Origin of the sequence: Kitasatospora sp. NPDC057595 (genome assembly GCF_042800875.1) — a bacterium.
Lineage (GTDB): Bacteria > Actinomycetota > Actinomycetes > Streptomycetales > Streptomycetaceae > Kitasatospora.
This window is the reverse complement of record NZ_JBHVGL010000004.1, coordinates 379,934-394,336: the sequence shown is the minus strand read 5'-3', so window position 1 is coordinate 394,336 and position 14,403 is coordinate 379,934. Positions and strand designations below refer to the sequence as shown.

At 75.5% G+C, this 14,403-nt stretch carries 17 protein-coding genes; 8 read left to right on the top strand and 9 right to left on the bottom strand.

All coding sequences use genetic code 11. The features are described from left to right. Positions 1–25: 25 nt before the first annotated feature. On the top strand, positions 26–466 hold the full coding sequence (locus ACFU9E_RS10075; RefSeq protein ID WP_380689624.1) for a PPOX class F420-dependent oxidoreductase: 441 nt from the start codon (positions 26–28) through the stop codon (positions 464–466). A 35-nt stretch (positions 467–501) separates the two neighbouring features. Here the strand turns inward: ACFU9E_RS10075 and ACFU9E_RS10070 are convergent, their stop codons facing one another. The 5 genes from ACFU9E_RS10070 to ACFU9E_RS10050 form a co-directional block, all read right to left on the bottom strand. Beyond that, positions 502–711, bottom strand: a complete 210-nt coding sequence (locus ACFU9E_RS10070) for a hypothetical protein (RefSeq protein WP_380689626.1) — start codon at positions 709–711, stop codon at positions 502–504. Continuing rightward, positions 708–977: a DUF1876 domain-containing protein gene (locus ACFU9E_RS10065; protein ID WP_350545708.1), complete on the bottom strand. Its 270-nt coding sequence runs from the start codon at positions 975–977 to the stop codon at positions 708–710. Before ACFU9E_RS10065 ends, ACFU9E_RS10070 begins: the two co-directional genes overlap by 4 nt. A gap of 140 nt (positions 978–1,117) precedes the next feature. Further along, positions 1,118–1,822 (bottom strand): anti-sigma factor family protein, encoded by a 705-nt coding sequence (locus ACFU9E_RS10060; protein WP_380714889.1) that lies wholly within the window; start codon positions 1,820–1,822, stop codon positions 1,118–1,120. Continuing rightward, positions 1,819–2,379 (bottom strand): sigma-70 family RNA polymerase sigma factor, encoded by a 561-nt coding sequence (locus tag ACFU9E_RS10055; protein ID WP_380690036.1) that lies wholly within the window; start codon positions 2,377–2,379, stop codon positions 1,819–1,821. Before ACFU9E_RS10055 ends, ACFU9E_RS10060 begins: the two co-directional genes overlap by 4 nt. A gap of 104 nt (positions 2,380–2,483) precedes the next feature. After that, the gene (locus tag ACFU9E_RS10050) at positions 2,484–3,128 is read right to left on the bottom strand and encodes a hypothetical protein (RefSeq protein WP_380690034.1); all 645 of its coding nucleotides are present in this window, start codon (positions 3,126–3,128) and stop codon (positions 2,484–2,486) included. 147 nt (positions 3,129–3,275) lie between these two features. Between ACFU9E_RS10050 and ACFU9E_RS10045 the strand changes: the two genes are divergently transcribed. Then, entirely contained in the window at positions 3,276–3,668 is a 393-nt protein-coding gene (locus ACFU9E_RS10045) for a thioredoxin family protein (protein WP_380690033.1), read from the top strand. Positions 3,669–3,761: 93 nt separating this feature from the next. On the opposite strand, the gene ACFU9E_RS10040 is transcribed toward ACFU9E_RS10045, so the two are convergent. After that, positions 3,762–4,718 carry a helix-turn-helix transcriptional regulator gene (locus ACFU9E_RS10040; RefSeq protein ID WP_380685122.1) on the bottom strand — a complete coding sequence of 319 codons (957 nt, stop codon included), beginning with the start codon at positions 4,716–4,718 and terminating at the stop codon, positions 3,762–3,764. 235 nt (positions 4,719–4,953) lie between these two features. Here ACFU9E_RS10040 and ACFU9E_RS10035 point away from each other — a divergent pair, with 235 nt between their 5' ends. The 3 genes from ACFU9E_RS10035 (at position 4,954) to ACFU9E_RS10025 (ending at position 8,635) form a co-directional block, all read left to right on the top strand. Next, positions 4,954–5,697: an alpha/beta fold hydrolase gene (locus ACFU9E_RS10035; protein ID WP_380685121.1), complete on the top strand. Its 744-nt coding sequence runs from the start codon at positions 4,954–4,956 to the stop codon at positions 5,695–5,697. Positions 5,698–5,867: 170 nt separating this feature from the next. Beyond that, the gene (locus ACFU9E_RS10030; RefSeq protein ID WP_380685120.1) at positions 5,868–7,331 is read left to right on the top strand and encodes a dihydrolipoyl dehydrogenase family protein; all 1,464 of its coding nucleotides are present in this window, start codon (positions 5,868–5,870) and stop codon (positions 7,329–7,331) included. A 179-nt stretch (positions 7,332–7,510) separates the two neighbouring features. After that, positions 7,511–8,635: a WD40/YVTN/BNR-like repeat-containing protein gene (locus ACFU9E_RS10025; RefSeq protein WP_380685119.1), complete on the top strand. Its 1,125-nt coding sequence runs from the start codon at positions 7,511–7,513 to the stop codon at positions 8,633–8,635. A gap of 59 nt (positions 8,636–8,694) precedes the next feature. On the opposite strand, the gene ACFU9E_RS10020 is transcribed toward ACFU9E_RS10025, so the two are convergent. Both ACFU9E_RS10020 and ACFU9E_RS10015 read right to left on the bottom strand, forming a co-directional pair. Then, positions 8,695–9,144: a hypothetical protein gene (locus ACFU9E_RS10020; protein ID WP_380685118.1), complete on the bottom strand. Its 450-nt coding sequence runs from the start codon at positions 9,142–9,144 to the stop codon at positions 8,695–8,697. Positions 9,145–9,184: 40 nt separating this feature from the next. After that, positions 9,185–10,336 carry an epoxide hydrolase family protein gene (locus tag ACFU9E_RS10015; RefSeq protein WP_380685117.1) on the bottom strand — a complete coding sequence of 384 codons (1,152 nt, stop codon included), beginning with the start codon at positions 10,334–10,336 and terminating at the stop codon, positions 9,185–9,187. Positions 10,337–10,514: 178 nt separating this feature from the next. Here ACFU9E_RS10015 and ACFU9E_RS10010 point away from each other — a divergent pair, with 178 nt between their 5' ends. After that, a complete protein-coding gene (locus tag ACFU9E_RS10010) occupies positions 10,515–11,291 on the top strand; it encodes a GNAT family N-acetyltransferase (protein WP_380685116.1) in 777 nt (258 codons plus the stop codon). A 79-nt stretch (positions 11,292–11,370) separates the two neighbouring features. On the opposite strand, the gene ACFU9E_RS10005 is transcribed toward ACFU9E_RS10010, so the two are convergent. Further along, complete coding sequence (locus tag ACFU9E_RS10005; RefSeq protein ID WP_380685115.1) at positions 11,371–12,219, bottom strand: EamA family transporter; 849 nt, start codon at positions 12,217–12,219, stop codon at positions 11,371–11,373. Between the two features lie 82 nt (positions 12,220–12,301). Between ACFU9E_RS10005 and ACFU9E_RS10000 the strand changes: the two genes are divergently transcribed. Together ACFU9E_RS10000 and ACFU9E_RS09995 are read left to right on the top strand one after the other, a co-directional pair. Further along, positions 12,302–13,165: a MurR/RpiR family transcriptional regulator gene (locus ACFU9E_RS10000; protein WP_380685114.1), complete on the top strand. Its 864-nt coding sequence runs from the start codon at positions 12,302–12,304 to the stop codon at positions 13,163–13,165. A 195-nt stretch (positions 13,166–13,360) separates the two neighbouring features. Continuing rightward, positions 13,361–14,389, top strand: coding sequence for a LacI family DNA-binding transcriptional regulator (locus tag ACFU9E_RS09995; RefSeq protein ID WP_380685113.1), 1,029 nt, complete (start codon positions 13,361–13,363; stop codon positions 14,387–14,389). Positions 14,390–14,403 lie beyond the last annotated feature (14 nt).

Sequence of the window (14,403 nt, the reverse complement as noted above, 5' to 3'; positions counted from 1 at the left end):
CGCCGCAACGGAGAGGGAGGACACCGTGCACGACCGTACCGACCAGCTGGCCGACAGCAGATACCTCCTGCTCACCACCTTCGGCGAGGACGGCCGCCAGGTCCGCTCGCAGAGCTGGGTCGTGGCCGACGGCACGGCGCTCGGCATCTGGACGCCCGCCCACTCCGGCGAGGCCGAGCGGATCCGCCGCCACCCCAAGGTCCTGGTCGGCCCGTGCGACGCGCACGGGCGGCCGACCGGGCGTCAGCTCCCGGCCCGGGCCGCCGTCTGCGACGCGGACGACACCGCCCGCTACCGCGCCTCGCTGATCAACAAGTACGGGCTGGCGGCGTTCCTGGCCCTGGCCCGCAGCCGGATGCGGCTCGGACTGGCCGGGACGATCGGCATCCGGATCACGCTCAACGAGCTGGAGCAGCGGCTGATCGGGCCGGAGTGGCAGGTGCCGACCACGTACTGCCCGAACTGAGTCGCCGGGCCCCGTCGTCGACCCCCGTCGTCGACTCAGGCGGCGTCGCCGCCCACGTCGTCGTCCGGCGCGCGGGCCAGGTCCCCCGGCTCGCAGGCCTCCCGGCCGGTCCCGGCGTGCACCACCTTGACCGCGCGGCCGGGACCGCCCGGCACCACCCGTTGCTCCCGGCCGCAGCGCGGGCAGATCAGCGGGATGCGCGACCGGGGGGCGCCCGGGCCGGCGGCGGCGTCCGGTCGCGTCACGACAGCGGGTGGGTCGGGACCGGGCTGACCTCCTGGATCTCCCCGTGGGCCTTGGTGAGCAGCTGCGAGGCGAGGTCGTTGAGCGCCCGCGCGGCCGCGATCTCCTCGCCGACCCTCAGCTGTTCCGGGTCGGAGGGGTGGCGGCTGGTGTAGCCGTGGGCGCGCAACTCGGTCCCGTCCCCCAGCCGCAGCAGGGCGGCGGCGGCCGTCCGCGGCCCCTCCTCGCGGAATTCCATCTCGATGTGCCAACCGACAAGAGTCTGCATGGCGGATCACCTCCGGCGGTCGCTTCTCGTCCGGTTACTCCTCCAGGGTGCGCCGTACCCCCGGTGAACACCAGAGCAGACGGCCGGGGCGGCGTCCGGGGGGCGGTTGAACGCGTTCAAGGATCCGCCGGTGGGGTGGGTCAGGCAGGGACGGTGAGGAGGAGGGCGCCGGTGTCGAGGGTGCGGATCTCGAAGTGGGTGATGGTGGTGGGCGGGTAGGCCGTGCCGCCGGTGGTGCGGAGCGGGGTGGTGGGGGCGTAGCCGGTGGCGGGGACGTTCCAGGTGGTCACCGTCTGGTGGCCGCCGGTGGCGGAGACCGCGACCAGGTCACAGGTCAACGGGCCCTGGACACCGGACAGTTCGAGCGTGACCCGGCTGCCCCAGGGTGCGGGGTCCACGCCGACCACGGCGTGGACCCCGGTGGCCGGGTCCGTCGCGGCGAACTGGTGGGCGGCCGCGGTGGCGACCACGCCGGGGGCGGAGTCGGCGGTGATCACGGCGGCGGTCACCGCGGGGCCGGCGATCGTCAGCGCGGCCGCCGCGGCGACCAGTGCCAGCCTCCGGACGCGCCCGCGCCGCCGGCGCGCCCGGACCTCCCCCATCAGCCGGTCGAGCAGCGCCGGGTCGGGCTCCGGGGCCGGGTCGACCGGGTCTGCGGCGGCAGTGTACTCGCCGAGCAGCGCCTCGACCGGGCCGAGTTCGGCCAGTTGCCCGGCGCACCGCGGGCAGCCGGCGGCCAGGTGGGCGTCGAAGGCGGCACGTTCGACCGGGTCCAGGACGCCGAGGACGTAGGCGCCGACGTCCAGGTGCACGGTCCGCGCGGGATCGGGTTCGGACGGTGTCACGATGTCACTCCCCGTTCCTCCAGCGCGAGCCTGAGCGCGCGCAGCGCGTAGTAGGCCCGCGAGCGCACGGTGCCCGCGGGGATGCCGAGTTCGGCGGCCGCCTCGCTGGCGGTGCGGCCCTTGAAGTAGGTCTCGACGATGACCGCACGGTGCGCGGCCGAGAGGTCGCCGAGCGCGTCGGCGACCGTCATCATCCGCAGCGCGCGGTCGAGTTCGTCCTCGGCGGGCAGCAACTCCAGGGGGCCGGCGTCGACTTCGCGCGGGCGGGCGAGTTCGGCGCGGTGCTCGTCGATGACGATCCGGCGGGCGACGGTGGCGAGCCAGGGCCGCAGTGATCCGGCCGCCGGGTCCAGCCGGTGGAGGTTCCGCCAGGCGCGCAGCAGCGTCTCCTGCACGACGTCCTCGGCGCGCTGGCGGTCGCCGGCGACGAGGTGGAGGACGAAGCCGAACAGCGGCCCGGCGTGCTCCTGGTAGAGCGCGCGCATCAGCTCCTCGTCCGGTGCCGGCGCGCCCCGGACGGCCGGGCGGCCGCCACCGGGAGGCTCCTCGGTCACCATCACATCCTCGCGCACGCGTGCCTCCGGGTCGAGCGTCGTCGTCGAGCGCCGACGGACGTCATCGGGCATCGTCGGACGTCGTCACGGACGGCCGGACGGCCGGCTCAGTAGCCGGAGCCGCCACTGCCGCCGCTGCCGCTCATGCCGGCCCGGTCGCCGGTGGGGGTCGCCGCGAACCAGATGCCGTCGATGCCCTGGCCCTTGGTGTCACCGGGCTTCTGGTCGGGCGCGTAGCGGTAGAGCGGCCAACCGGCCAGGGTGACCTGCTTGCTGCCGTCGGCGCGGGTGACGGTGCCGACCAGCTTGGCGTCGATGCCGCTCGCCGAGACCGTCGTGCCGGTGGCCGGGACGGGCGGCCACAGCGCCGCGCAGCCGCCGTTGCAGGTGGCGGTGGGCGGGTTGGCGCTGTCGTGGTCGAAGCGGTAGAGGGTGAAGCCGGCACCGTCGGTGACGATGGTGCCGAGGTGCGGGTCGTCGGTGGTCCTCAGGGTGGTCGCGGTCATGCCCGGCGAGGCCGGGGCGCTGGACGCGGCGGGCGGGTTGGCGGGTGCCGAGCTGCTGCTGGAGCCCGACGAGCCGCAGCCCGCCACCAGGGCGGCCGCGGCCAGCCCGCCCGCGGCGAGCACGGCGAGCCGTCCCTGACGGCGGCCGGGTCGCCGGCCCGGTCCGCTGGTGTGGTCATCGGTCGAGCCGTCGGTGCGGTGGGTGGTGCGCATGGTGACCGCTCCCCGGTCGATGGGGGTGCACATCGGTGCCGGACACCCTCCGGTACGGACGGGGGCCGCCGTCCGCTCAACGGGCGACCCGGTCGGGTCCCCGGAATAGCGCGCGGACAGCAGCCGTTGTCGGGGGCACATGGCCTTGACCGCCACCACCGGAAGGGCAGGAACCGCGACATGAGCAGCACGGTCGAGCTGACCAAGGAGAACTTCGACGAGATCGTCCCCGGACCGGACGGCAAGGATTTCGTCTTCATCGACTTCTGGGCGGGCTGGTGCGGCCCGTGCCGCCAGTTCGCGCCGGTCTACGAGAAGGCCGCCGAGCGCCACCCGGACCTGGTCTTCGCCAAGGTGGACACCGAGGCGCAGCAGGAGCTGGCGGCGGCCTTCGGGATCCAGTCGATCCCCACGCTGGCGATCATCCGTGAGGGCGTGCTCGTCTTCTCGCAGGCGGGCGCGCTGCCCGAGCCGGTGTTCGAGGACCTGATCGGCCAGGCCCGCGGGCTGGACATGGCGGAGGTCAAGCGGAAGGTCGCGGCGGAGCAGGACGGCGGTCCCAAGGAGGCGTGACGCCCGGCCGCTCGACCGGCCCGTTCGTCACGGCGAGCCCCGGGGTGGTTCCTCCACCCGCGGGGCTCGCCGCCGTGCGTTCGGGCGCGGCGGTCAGTCCTCGCTCCAGGTGGTGAGGCGGGCGGCGAGCGCGCGCAGTTCGTCCCGCAGGGCGTCGGGTCGGCGCACGGTGAAGGGCCAGCCGAGGCCGGCCAGCAGCACGGCCATGCCGTCGAGCCGTTCGGCCCGCGCGTGGAACAGGACGCGCCCGTCGTCCGTCCCGGTGAGCGTGCCGGCGGTGGGCGGGATGCGGTGGCGGGCCTCGGCGAGGGTGGTGGTGAGGACCACCTCGACCTCGTGCGTCCACGGCACCGCGGCGAGCGACTCCAGCACCCGTTGCACCGGGTCGACGCCGGCCGGCGGTTCGAAGCCGGTCTCCCGCGGGTCGACCGAGCGGATCCGGTCCAGCCGGAAGGTCCGCTGCTCGCCGCTGCGGTGGTCCAGGCCCGTGGTGTACCAGCGTCCCGAGTGGAAGACCAGCCCGTACGGGTCGAACTCGCGCTCGCTGGGCGCGCCCGCGCGGTCCCGGTAGTCGAGCCGGACGCGGCGCCGGCGGCGGGCCGCCTCGGCGAGCGCGAAGAGCGCGGGGGCGGCCGGGCTGGGGCCGGCGGTGGGCGCGGCGGTCAGGCCGAGGGTCTGCTCGACGGCCTCGACCCGCTCGCGCAGCTGCGGCGGCAGCACCCGCTGGATCTTGGCGAGCGCCGACTCGCCGGCCTGCTCCCCCACCGACAGCCCGGACCGCCGGCCGGCCAGCAGTCCGAGCACGACGGAGGCGGCCTCGTCCCCGGTGAGCATCAGCGGCGGCAGCCGGTACCCGGGCATCAGCCGGTAGCCGCCGTAGCGGCCCCGCTCGGCCCTGACGGGGATGCCGAGCTCGGCGAGCCGGGCCGCGTACCGGCGCACGGTGCGGACGTCGACCTCCAGCCGCGCGGCGAGTTCGGCGCCGGTCAGACCGGGGCGGGCCTGGAGCAGTTCGAGCAGGGCGAGCACGCGGCTGACCGGGTGTTCCACGGGTCCTTTGCTCCTCGGGGCGGCGACGGTTCGCCCGGAGGAGGGTCGGCCGAATCGACGGATCGGCCAACGAGCCGATTAATCCGGTCGAGTTCTGTCCGGATGCGATTCTAGGCTCGGAGCCGACGACGGGCAGCCGGGCGAGTTCCCCGGTCGTCCCGTCCCCGGTCGTTCTGCCCCCGGCCGCACGGCCCGGTACCCCAGGACACGAAACTCCAGGAGAGGACCCTCCCCCATGAGCACCTTCGTACTCGTTCCCGGTTTCTGGCTCGGCGGCTGGGCGTGGGACGCGGTGGCCGAACCGCTGCGCGCCGCCGGCCACACCGTGCACGCGGTGACCCTGCCCGGGCTCGCCGACCGGGCCGGCGAGGCCTCGCCCGAGACCGGCGCGCAGGCCCACGTCGACGACCTGGTCGACCTGCTGGTCCGCGAGGACCTCCGGGACGTGGTCCTGGTCGCGCACAGCGGCGGCACCCTCGCCGTGAGCGGCGCGGCCGACCGGGTGCCGGAGCGGATCCGCCGGGTGGTGTGGGTCGACTCCGGCCCGATGGCCGGTGACGTCGCGATCGCCGACCTCTGGGACCCGGCCTACCGTGCCGCGCTGGAGGCCTCGCTGGTCGACGGCTGGCGGGTGCCGCTGCCCTCCTGGGAGGTGCTGGCCTCGGGCGGCGCCGCCGTGGCCGGGGTGGACGAGGCCGGTCTCGCCCGGTTCCGCGCGCTGGCGACCGACCAGCCGGTCCGTACGCTCCACGAGCCGTTGCGGCTGACCGGCGCCGCCGACAAGCTGCCGAAGGCCCTGGTCTCCTGCTCGATCCCGCTGGCGCAGGTCCGGGAGATGATCGCCGCCGGGCACCCGTACTTCGCGGCGCTCGGCGGGGCGGAGTGGGAGCTGCGCGAGCTGCTGACCGGGCACTGGCCGATGTTCTCCCGTCCGGCCGAAACCGCGGCGGTGCTGGCGGAGTTGGCGCAGGCCGAGTAGCGCGGGCCCCGGCCGGGGAAACGGCGGGCACCCGGCGGACGACGGGCGGGGCGACGGTACGGTGATGCCGACCGCCGCCTCGCCCGCGTGTTCGGCCACGCAACGTGGGCGGGGCGGCGCAGGATGGGCACGGCACCACGGCACACCCGCGAGAGCACGGAGGAACACGGATGACCACTCCCCAGTCCACCGCCCCCGAGGAGTACGACGTCATCGTGATCGGCGCGGGTCCGACCGGCGAGAACGTCGCCGACCGGACGGCCGCCGCCGGGTTGCGCACCGTGATCGTGGAGAGCGAACTGGTCGGCGGCGAGTGCTCCTACTGGGCCTGCATGCCGAGCAAGGCGCTGCTGCGCCCGGTGGCCGCGCTGGCCGACGCCCGCGCGGTGGCCGGTTCCCGGGAGGCGGTCGGCAAGGGTGCCCTGGACCCGGCCGCGGTGCTCGCCCGGCGTGACGCGTTCACCTCGCACTGGCAGGACGACGGCCAGGTGCAGTGGCTCCGCGACACCGGCATCGACCTGGTCCGCGGCCACGGCCGGCTGGCCGGCGAGCGGCAGGTGACGGTCGAGGCGGAGGACGGCAGCGAGCGGGTCCTGGTGGCCCGGCACGCGGTGGCGGTCTGCACCGGCAGCCGGCCGGTGCTGCCGCAGGGCGTTCCCGGGCTGGCCGACGCGCGCCCGTGGACCAACCGGGAGGCGACCGGCTCGCAGACCGTCCCCGGGCGGCTGGCGGTGGTCGGCGGCGGCGTGGTCGGCGTGGAGCTGGCCACCGCCTGGCGGGCGCTCGGCTCGGAGGTGGTGCTGCTGGTCCGCGGCAGCGGGCTGCTGCCCCGGATGGAGCCGTTCGCCGGCGAGCTGGTGGCGGAGGGCCTGCGGGCGGCCGGGGTGGACCTCCGGTTCGGGACGGAGGTCGCCTCGCTGGAGCGGCCGGCGGCGGACGGCGGGCCCTCCGAGGTCACCCTGGTGCTGGACGACGGCGAGCGGCTGACCGTGGACGAGGTGCTGTACGCCACCGGGCGTGCCCCGCGCACCGCGGACATCGGCCTGGAGCAGGTCGGCCTGCACCCCGGCGGCTGGCTCGACGTGGACGACAGCTGCACCGTGCTCGGGGTCGACGGTGGCTGGCTGTACGCGGCCGGGGACGTCAACCACCGGGCGCTGCTCACCCACCAGGGCAAGTACCAGGCCCGGATCACCGGTGCGGCGATCGTCGCGCGCGCCCAGGGGCACTCGCTGGACACCGCGCGCTGGGGCGCGCACGCCGCGTCCGCCGACAGCGCGGGTGCGCCGCAGGTGGTCTTCACGCACCCGGAGGTCGCGGCCGTCGGCCTGACCCTGGACGCCGCCGAGCGGGCCGGGCTCCGGGTCAAGGCCATCGACCACGACCTCGGCGCGGTCGCCGGGGCCTCGCTCTACGGCGACGGCTACCGGGGCCGGGCCCGTGCGGTGTTCGACCTGGACCGGGAGGTGCTGGTCGGCGTCTCGTTCGTCGGGCCGGGCGTCTCCGAGCTGCTGCACTCGGCGACCGTCGCGGTGGTCGGCGAGGTGCCGATCGACCGGCTCTGGCACGCGGTGCCCGCCTATCCGACGATCAGCGAGGTCTGGCTGCGGCTGCTGGAGGGCTGCCGGGGCTGAGCCCCGCCAGGGCGGGGCCGTCCCCGGCCCCGCCCTGCTCGCCCGCGCCTGCGCCCGCGCCTGCGCGGCGACCCGGCGCGACCCGGCGCGGCGAGATGTGGCGGACGTCCGACGGCGGGACACTGGCCCGGGGAGGGTGTCCGGGCGGGGCCGTTTCGCCGAGCAGGTGGTGTGTGGCAATGAGCGAAGTGCTGTTGGCCGTCGGAACCGAGAAGGGCCTCTTCCTCGGACGCAGCCGCGACCGGTTGGACTGGGAGTTCAGCGGGCCGCACTTCCGGATGAACGCGATCTACTCCGTCGCGATCGACCGCCGGGACCACGCGGACGGCGGGCCCCGGAAGGACGGCGGTGTCCGGCTGTTGGTGGGTGCCGACAGCAGCCACTGGGGGCCGTCGGTCTGGCGCTCGGACGACCTCGGCGCGAGCTGGTTCGAGCCGCCCACGCCCGCGATCCGCTTCCCCGAGCACACCGGCGCCGCGCTCACCCGGGTCTGGCAGCTCCAGCCGGCCGGGCCGGAGGCACCCGGCGTGGTCTACGCGGGCACCGAGCCCGCCGCGCTGTTCCGCTCCGAGGACGGCGGCGAGAACTTCGCGCTGGTGGAAGCGCTCTGGGAGCACCCGCAGCGCAGCGAGTGGGGCGCCGGGTACGGCGGCCAGGGCCTGCACACGATCCTCACCGACCCGCGCGACCCGCAGCGGCTGCTGATCGCCGTCTCCAGCGGCGGCGTCTACCGCAGCAAGGACGGCGGCGGCAGCTGGCAGCCGTCCAACTCCGGCCTGCGGGCCGAGTTCCTGCCCCAGGAGAGCCAGTACCCCGAGTTCGGCCAGTGCGTGCACAAGATCGCCCGGGACGCCGTCAACCCGGATCGGCTCTACCTGCAGAACCACGGCGGCGTGTACCGCAGCGACGACGGCGGTGCGAGCTGGCGCTCGATCGCCGACGGGCTGCCCGCCGACTTCGGCTTCGCGATCGCCGCCCACCCGCGCCGCGCCGACACCGCGTACGTGTTCCCGCTCGGCGGCGCCGACGACCGGATCCCGCCCGGGCGCCGCTGCCGGGTCTTCCGCACCAACGACGCCGGGGAGAGCTGGCAGGCGCTCGCCGAGGGCCTGCCGGGCGAGGACCACTACGGCATCGTGCTTCGTGACGCGCTGCGCACCGACGACGTCGAGCCGGCCGGCATCTACTTCGGCAACCGGACCGGTGACGTCTACGCGAGCCACGACGAGGGCGAGCACTGGGCGTTGCTGGTCTCCCACCTGCCGGACGTGCTCTGCGTCCGGGCGGCGGTGATCGCCGACTGACGCACCGTCGGGGGCGGGGGGACGGTCGGGGCGGACCGGAGCGGACCGGGGCGGCGGGATCAGGTGTCGTACTCGCCGTCCCACGGGGCGTGGAAACCGAGGTTGTCGGGGTAGAGCTCGGCCCAGTCGTCCTCCGTCGCGTCCTCGCCGTGCCGTTCGACGACCAGGCCGAAGAGGCAGCCGTCGACGTGCACGGCGAAGGGCGCGACCGCGATGTCCCCGAACTCCCGCTCCGGCAGGGCCGCCAGCCACTCCCCCAGCAGCTCGGCGGCGGCCTCGGCGGCACCGGGGACCGCGCCGGGCACCGCCTCGATCCGGGAGTCCAGGTGGCGCCCGGCGTCGTCGAACCGGTGCAGCACGGCGAAGCAGCCGCCGCCCTCGTGCCTCACCGCCCCCTCCGGGACGGCGTAGGTGACGGAGGCGAAGAACTGGCCGCCCCGGAAGCGGCCGATGGTGTCGGTGCGGTAGCCGGGCTCGTGGACGATCGGGATGACCTCGGGGACGCTCATACCGGAACGGTAGGCGCCGCCACCGACAACCCGGGCCGGCTCAGCGCAGGGTGCGGAAGAACGCCCGGACGTCCGTCACCAGGGCCTCCGGCGCCTGGAGCGAGGCGAAGTGGCCGCCGGTGTCGTGGACGGTCCAGCGGGTCACCCGGTTGGAGAGCTCGGCCAGGGCGCGGATCGCCCGGTCGCCGTGGAACAGCGCCACCCCGGTGGGCACGCCCGAGGGTTCCGGGCGGCCCCAGCCGTCGGCCGCGATCTCCCGGTAGAGGCGGGCGGCCGAGCCGGCGGTACCGGTCAGCCAGAAGGCGGTGACGTCGGTCAGCACGGCGTCCCACGAGGGCAGGGTCTGGCCGGTCACCTCCGGGTCGTGGTCGACGAAGAATTCGAGGTTCCAGGCGAGTTGGCCGACCGGCGAGTCGTTGAGCGCGTAGGCCACCGTCTGCGGGCGGGTGGACATCTGCGTCGCGTAGCCGGAGTGCGCCTGCCACCACCGGGTGTTGGCCTCGGCCTTGGCCCGCTCGTCGGCGGAGAGCAGGGCGGACTCGGCGGCGGAGAGCGGGGCCGAGGCACTCGGTGGCGCGTTGAGGTGGATGCCGATCACCTCCTCGGGCGCCACCCGGCCGAGTTCGGGCGAGACGATGGCTCCGAAGTCGCCGCCCTGCGCGCCGTACCGCCGGTAGCCGAGCCGGCGCATCAGTTCGGTCCAGGCGGCGGCGATCCGACGGGTGCCCCAGCCCGGTGCGGTGGTCGGCCCGGAGTAGGCGAAGCCGGGCAGTGAGGGGGCGACGACGTGGAAGGCGTCGGCCGGATCACCGCCGTGCGCCCGGGGGTCGGTGAGCGGGCCGAGGATCTGGGCGAAGTCGTGGACGGTGCTGGGCCAGCCGTGGGTGAGGACCAGCGGGACGGCGTCCGGCTCGGGCGAACGGACGTGCAGGAAGTGCAGGTTCTGCCCGTCGATCGTGGTGGTGAACTGGGGGAAGGCGTTGAGCGCCGCCTCGTGCACCCGCCAGTCGTAGCCGTCCGCCCAGTACCCGGCCAGTTCGCGCAGGTACGGCGCGGCGACCCCGTAGGACCAGCCGGCCCCCGGCAGTTCGTCCGGCCAGCGGGTGCGGGCGATCCGCAGGCGCAGCTCGTCCAGTTCGTCCTGCGGAACGGCGAGCCGGAAGGGGCGGACGGCTTCCTCGTCGTTGATCATGCGGTGACGGTAGGCCGCGATTAGGTCAGCCGGCGTCCTACTCGGCCCCGCGCGGTCCTACTCTGCTCTGCTCGGTCCTGCTCGGCCAAATCGGTTGATCGGAACGGATCGTTCACCGAGCATGACGGGTAGACGGCACGCGAGGGGTGTGCCGCCGGGCGAGGATCGGACGAGCGGCGTGGCGGAGACGGAAACCGACTGGCGGTACGGCTACGGGGCGGACGGCGTCGCCCTCGTGCGGTACGGGCTCGGGGAGCGGGAGGGACGCCCCTGGGCCGACCAGCTGGAGGTGGTCGACCCGCGCGGCGACCTGCCCGCCCTGGCCGGGTACGTGCGGGCGGAGATGGCGGGCTGGGTGGTCTCCGGACCGGTCGAGCTCGGTCAGGAGCTGGTGCGGCAGGGCGCCTCGGTGCTGCGCCACGGCCACACCATGCACCGCGAGCTCACCGGCGCCCCGCCCGCCGAGGGCTGGGAGGCCTGGGCCCGGACGCCGCTGCGGGACGGGTTCCGGACCGTGCCGTGCGACCGCCCGGCCGAGGCGCTGGTCGCGGCCTCGATGGCCGCCTTCGGCCCCGGCCACCCCGACCACCGCCCGGAGGAGGCGGACGGCGACCGGCTCGCGGTGCGGCGGCTCGCCGAACTGCTCGCCGGGGAGGTCATAGGGCCGCTGCTGCCCGTCAGCGCCCTGGTCGTCGACGAGGCCGACCGGGTGGTGGCCGGAGCCGTCCTGACCGACTGGGACGGGCTGCCCTGGATCGCCCATGTGTTCCGCGATCCGGCGCTCGGCTACCCCGGCCTCGGCCGCGACCTGCTGCGGCGCGTCCTCGCGGACCTCGTCGCCGGGGGCCGGACCGAGATCGGGCTGGCGGTGACCGAGGGCAACCGGGCCCAGCGGCTCTACGAGGAGATGGGTTTCTCGGTGACCAGCAGCTCGCTGACGGTCATCGTCCCCTGAGTCCTGCGGCCCGAGGCCGGCAGCCCGCAGCCCGGCCCGCGCCACGCGGCGTCGGCCGCCGCCGTCCTGGAGCCGGCCCTCAGGGGTGGGCCAGCTCCAGGACGGCTATCCCGGCCAGGACCGTCGCGCTCGCCGCCATCCGCAGCCGCCCGAGGCGCTCGCGGAAGACCACGGTGGCGATCAGCGCGGCGATCACGATGCTGGTCTCGCGCAGCGCGGCGATCGTCGCGAGGTTCCCCCGGGACTGCGCCCAGACCACCAGCCCGTAGGCGGTCAGCGACAGCACCCCGCCGATCAGCCCGAACGGGACCGCCGGACCGGCCCCGGCCAGCAGGCCCCGGCCCCGGCGCGCCCAGGCGATCAGTGCCAGCACCGGCCCCTGGAGCAGGAACAGCCAGGCGACGTAACCGCCGACCGTGCCCGCGTGCCGCACGCCGCCGCCGTCCGACACGGTGTACGCGGCGATCATCACCCCGGTGCCGGCCGCCGCCATGAGCGCGGGCAGCTGGGCCCGGCCCGGCATCCCGTGGGCGAAGGCCAGTCCGGCCAGTCCGCAGGAGATCACGGCCACCCCGAGCAGTTCCCCGGTGCCGAGCCGGTCGCCGAGGAGGGTGACCGACAGCACCGCCACCAGCAGGGGCGCCGAACCGCGGGCGATCGGGTACATCTGCCCGAAGTCCCCCAGCTGGTAGGCGCGCAGCAGGAGCAGCTGGGAGGCCACCTGGAGCACCACGGAGGTGATCAGGTACGGCCAGGCCGCGGCCGCCGGGAGCGGGTTGAGCACCACCAGGACCAGCGCGCAGGCGGTGTACGCGAGGTTGATCAGCGCGAAGCCGACCAGCTTGTCCTGGATCCGGTGCGCCAGCCCGTTCCAGACCGCGTGCAGCACGGCGGCGGTCAGGACGGCCACGGGGACGGCGGCGGGCATGACGGGGCTCCCCTCCGATGGACGGCCGAGGGACCGGCGGATCACCCGCCCTCGGAATCGGATTCCACGATACACTCAGCCCATGGAAGAGCATTCCGATTTTTCCCCGCTGGAGTCCCAGCTGGCCGCGCACATCCGCGCCCGGCTCGGCGACCTGCGCGGCAGCGAGGCGCGGGTCGCCCGGGTGGTCCTGGCCCGGGGCGCCGATCTGGTCGGCCTCAGCGTGAGCGACGTCGCCGAACTGGCCGGGACGGCGCCCTCCTCGGTGGTCCGCGCCTGCCAGCGGCTCGGCTTCCGGGGTTACCAGGAGCTGAAGATCGCCGCCGTCCGGCAGGCCCCGGCCCCCGGGCCCGACCCCGCCGACACCCGGGACCCGGCCGCCCGGGCGCTCGCCGAAACCGTGCGCGCCGCCCGCGAGGCGCTCGACGGGATCGCCACCACGCTCACCCCCGACCGCTTGCGGGCCGCGGCCGGGGCGCTGAACGCCGCCGACCACGTGCTGGTCCTCGGCGCGGGCCTGTCCGGCGCGGTGGTCGTGGACGCCGCGTACCGGCTGAGCGCGCTGGGCCTGCGCACCGACTCCCCCGCCGACCCGATCACCGCCCAGCTGGCCGCCGCCCAACTGCCGCCCACCGCCGCGTGCCTGGCCGTCAGCCACACCGGTGCCACCCGCACCGTGGTCGACGCGGCCCGCCTCGCCCGGGACAACGGCGCCACCGTGGTCGCCCTCACCAGCTACGCCCGCTCCCCGCTCGCCGACGCCGCCGCCCACACCCTGGTCGCCGGCGGCCAGGACCTCGTCTTCGGCCTGGAGACCACCGCCAGCCGGATCGCCCACCTGACGGTGGTGGACGCGCTCACCCAGACCCTGCTCGCCCTGCGCGGCGAACCGGCCGAGCGCGCCCTGCGGCTGTCGGCGGACGTCACGGCCGACCACGCTTACTGACGGGCCGTCAACGCACCCCGGAAGGCCGGAAGCACCCTTCCCCTCCACCGCGACACCCCGCCGCACGGCCGTCGCACGGCCACCGTGCGGCCACCGTGCGGCCGTCGCACCGCCACCGCACCCGGCACCACGCCACCCGTCCATCCGGTGAAATGACCGTGAGGACGGTCGGTGGCGGTGTGTAGGCTCGCGGTCATGGCAAGGGTGACGCGGGACGACGTGGCGAGGGCGGCGGGAACGTCGACTGCGGTCGTGAGTTATGTGATCAACGATGGACCGCGCCCGGTGGCGGCCGCGACGCGGGCCCGGGTGCTCGCGGTCGTCGAGGAGCTGGGGTACCGGCCGAACCGGGTCGCGCAGGCGATGGCCCGGCGGCGCACCGACCTCATCGGCATGGTCGTGCCGGACGCCCGCCAGCCCTTCTTCGCCGAACTCGCGCACACCGTGGAGCGCGCCGCCGCCGAGCGCGGGCGGCTGCTGCTGATCGGCAACTCCGACTACGCGGACGAGCGCGAGGCCCACTACATCCGCGCCTTCCTCGGCATGCAGGTGGACGGCCTGATCCTGGTGACCCAGGACCCCTCCGCCCCCGGCCTCACCGGCGTGGACGCCACCGAGGGGACGTCGGTCGTGCTGCTGCACCACCGCGCCGAGACGGAGCGCGGGATCGCGGTGGTCGCGGACGACGAGGGCGGCGCCCGCGACGTCGTCCGCCACCTGCTCGGCCACGGGCACGCCGAAGTGCACTGCTTCGGCGGCACCTTCGCCCTCAGCCCGACCGACCCGGTGACCTTCCGCACCGCGGGCTGGGCCGCCGCGCTCGCCGAGGCCGGGCTGTCCGCCGAGGGCCGGCTGACACCGGCGCCGTTCGACCGCGTGCGGGCGCACCGGGAGGCGCTCGCGCTGCTGGCGCGCGCCGACCGGCCGGCCGCCGTGTTCTGCGCGACCGACGACCAGGCGATCGGCCTGCTGCGGGCCGCCGACGACCTGGGCATCCGGGTACCGGAGGACCTCGCGGTGGCGGGCTTCGACGACATCGCCGAGGCGGTGATCGCCGGGCCGCCGCTGACCAGCGTGGCCACCGCCCAGACGGAGATGGCCCGCGCCGCCGTCGACCTGGTGCTGGGTGCGGGCACGGACGGCGCGACGCCGCCGGCCCCCGGGGCCCGGATGTTCCCGGCCCGGATGGTGGTCCGCCGTTCCTGCGGCTGCACCGGGGCCTGAACAGCCGCCGGGAG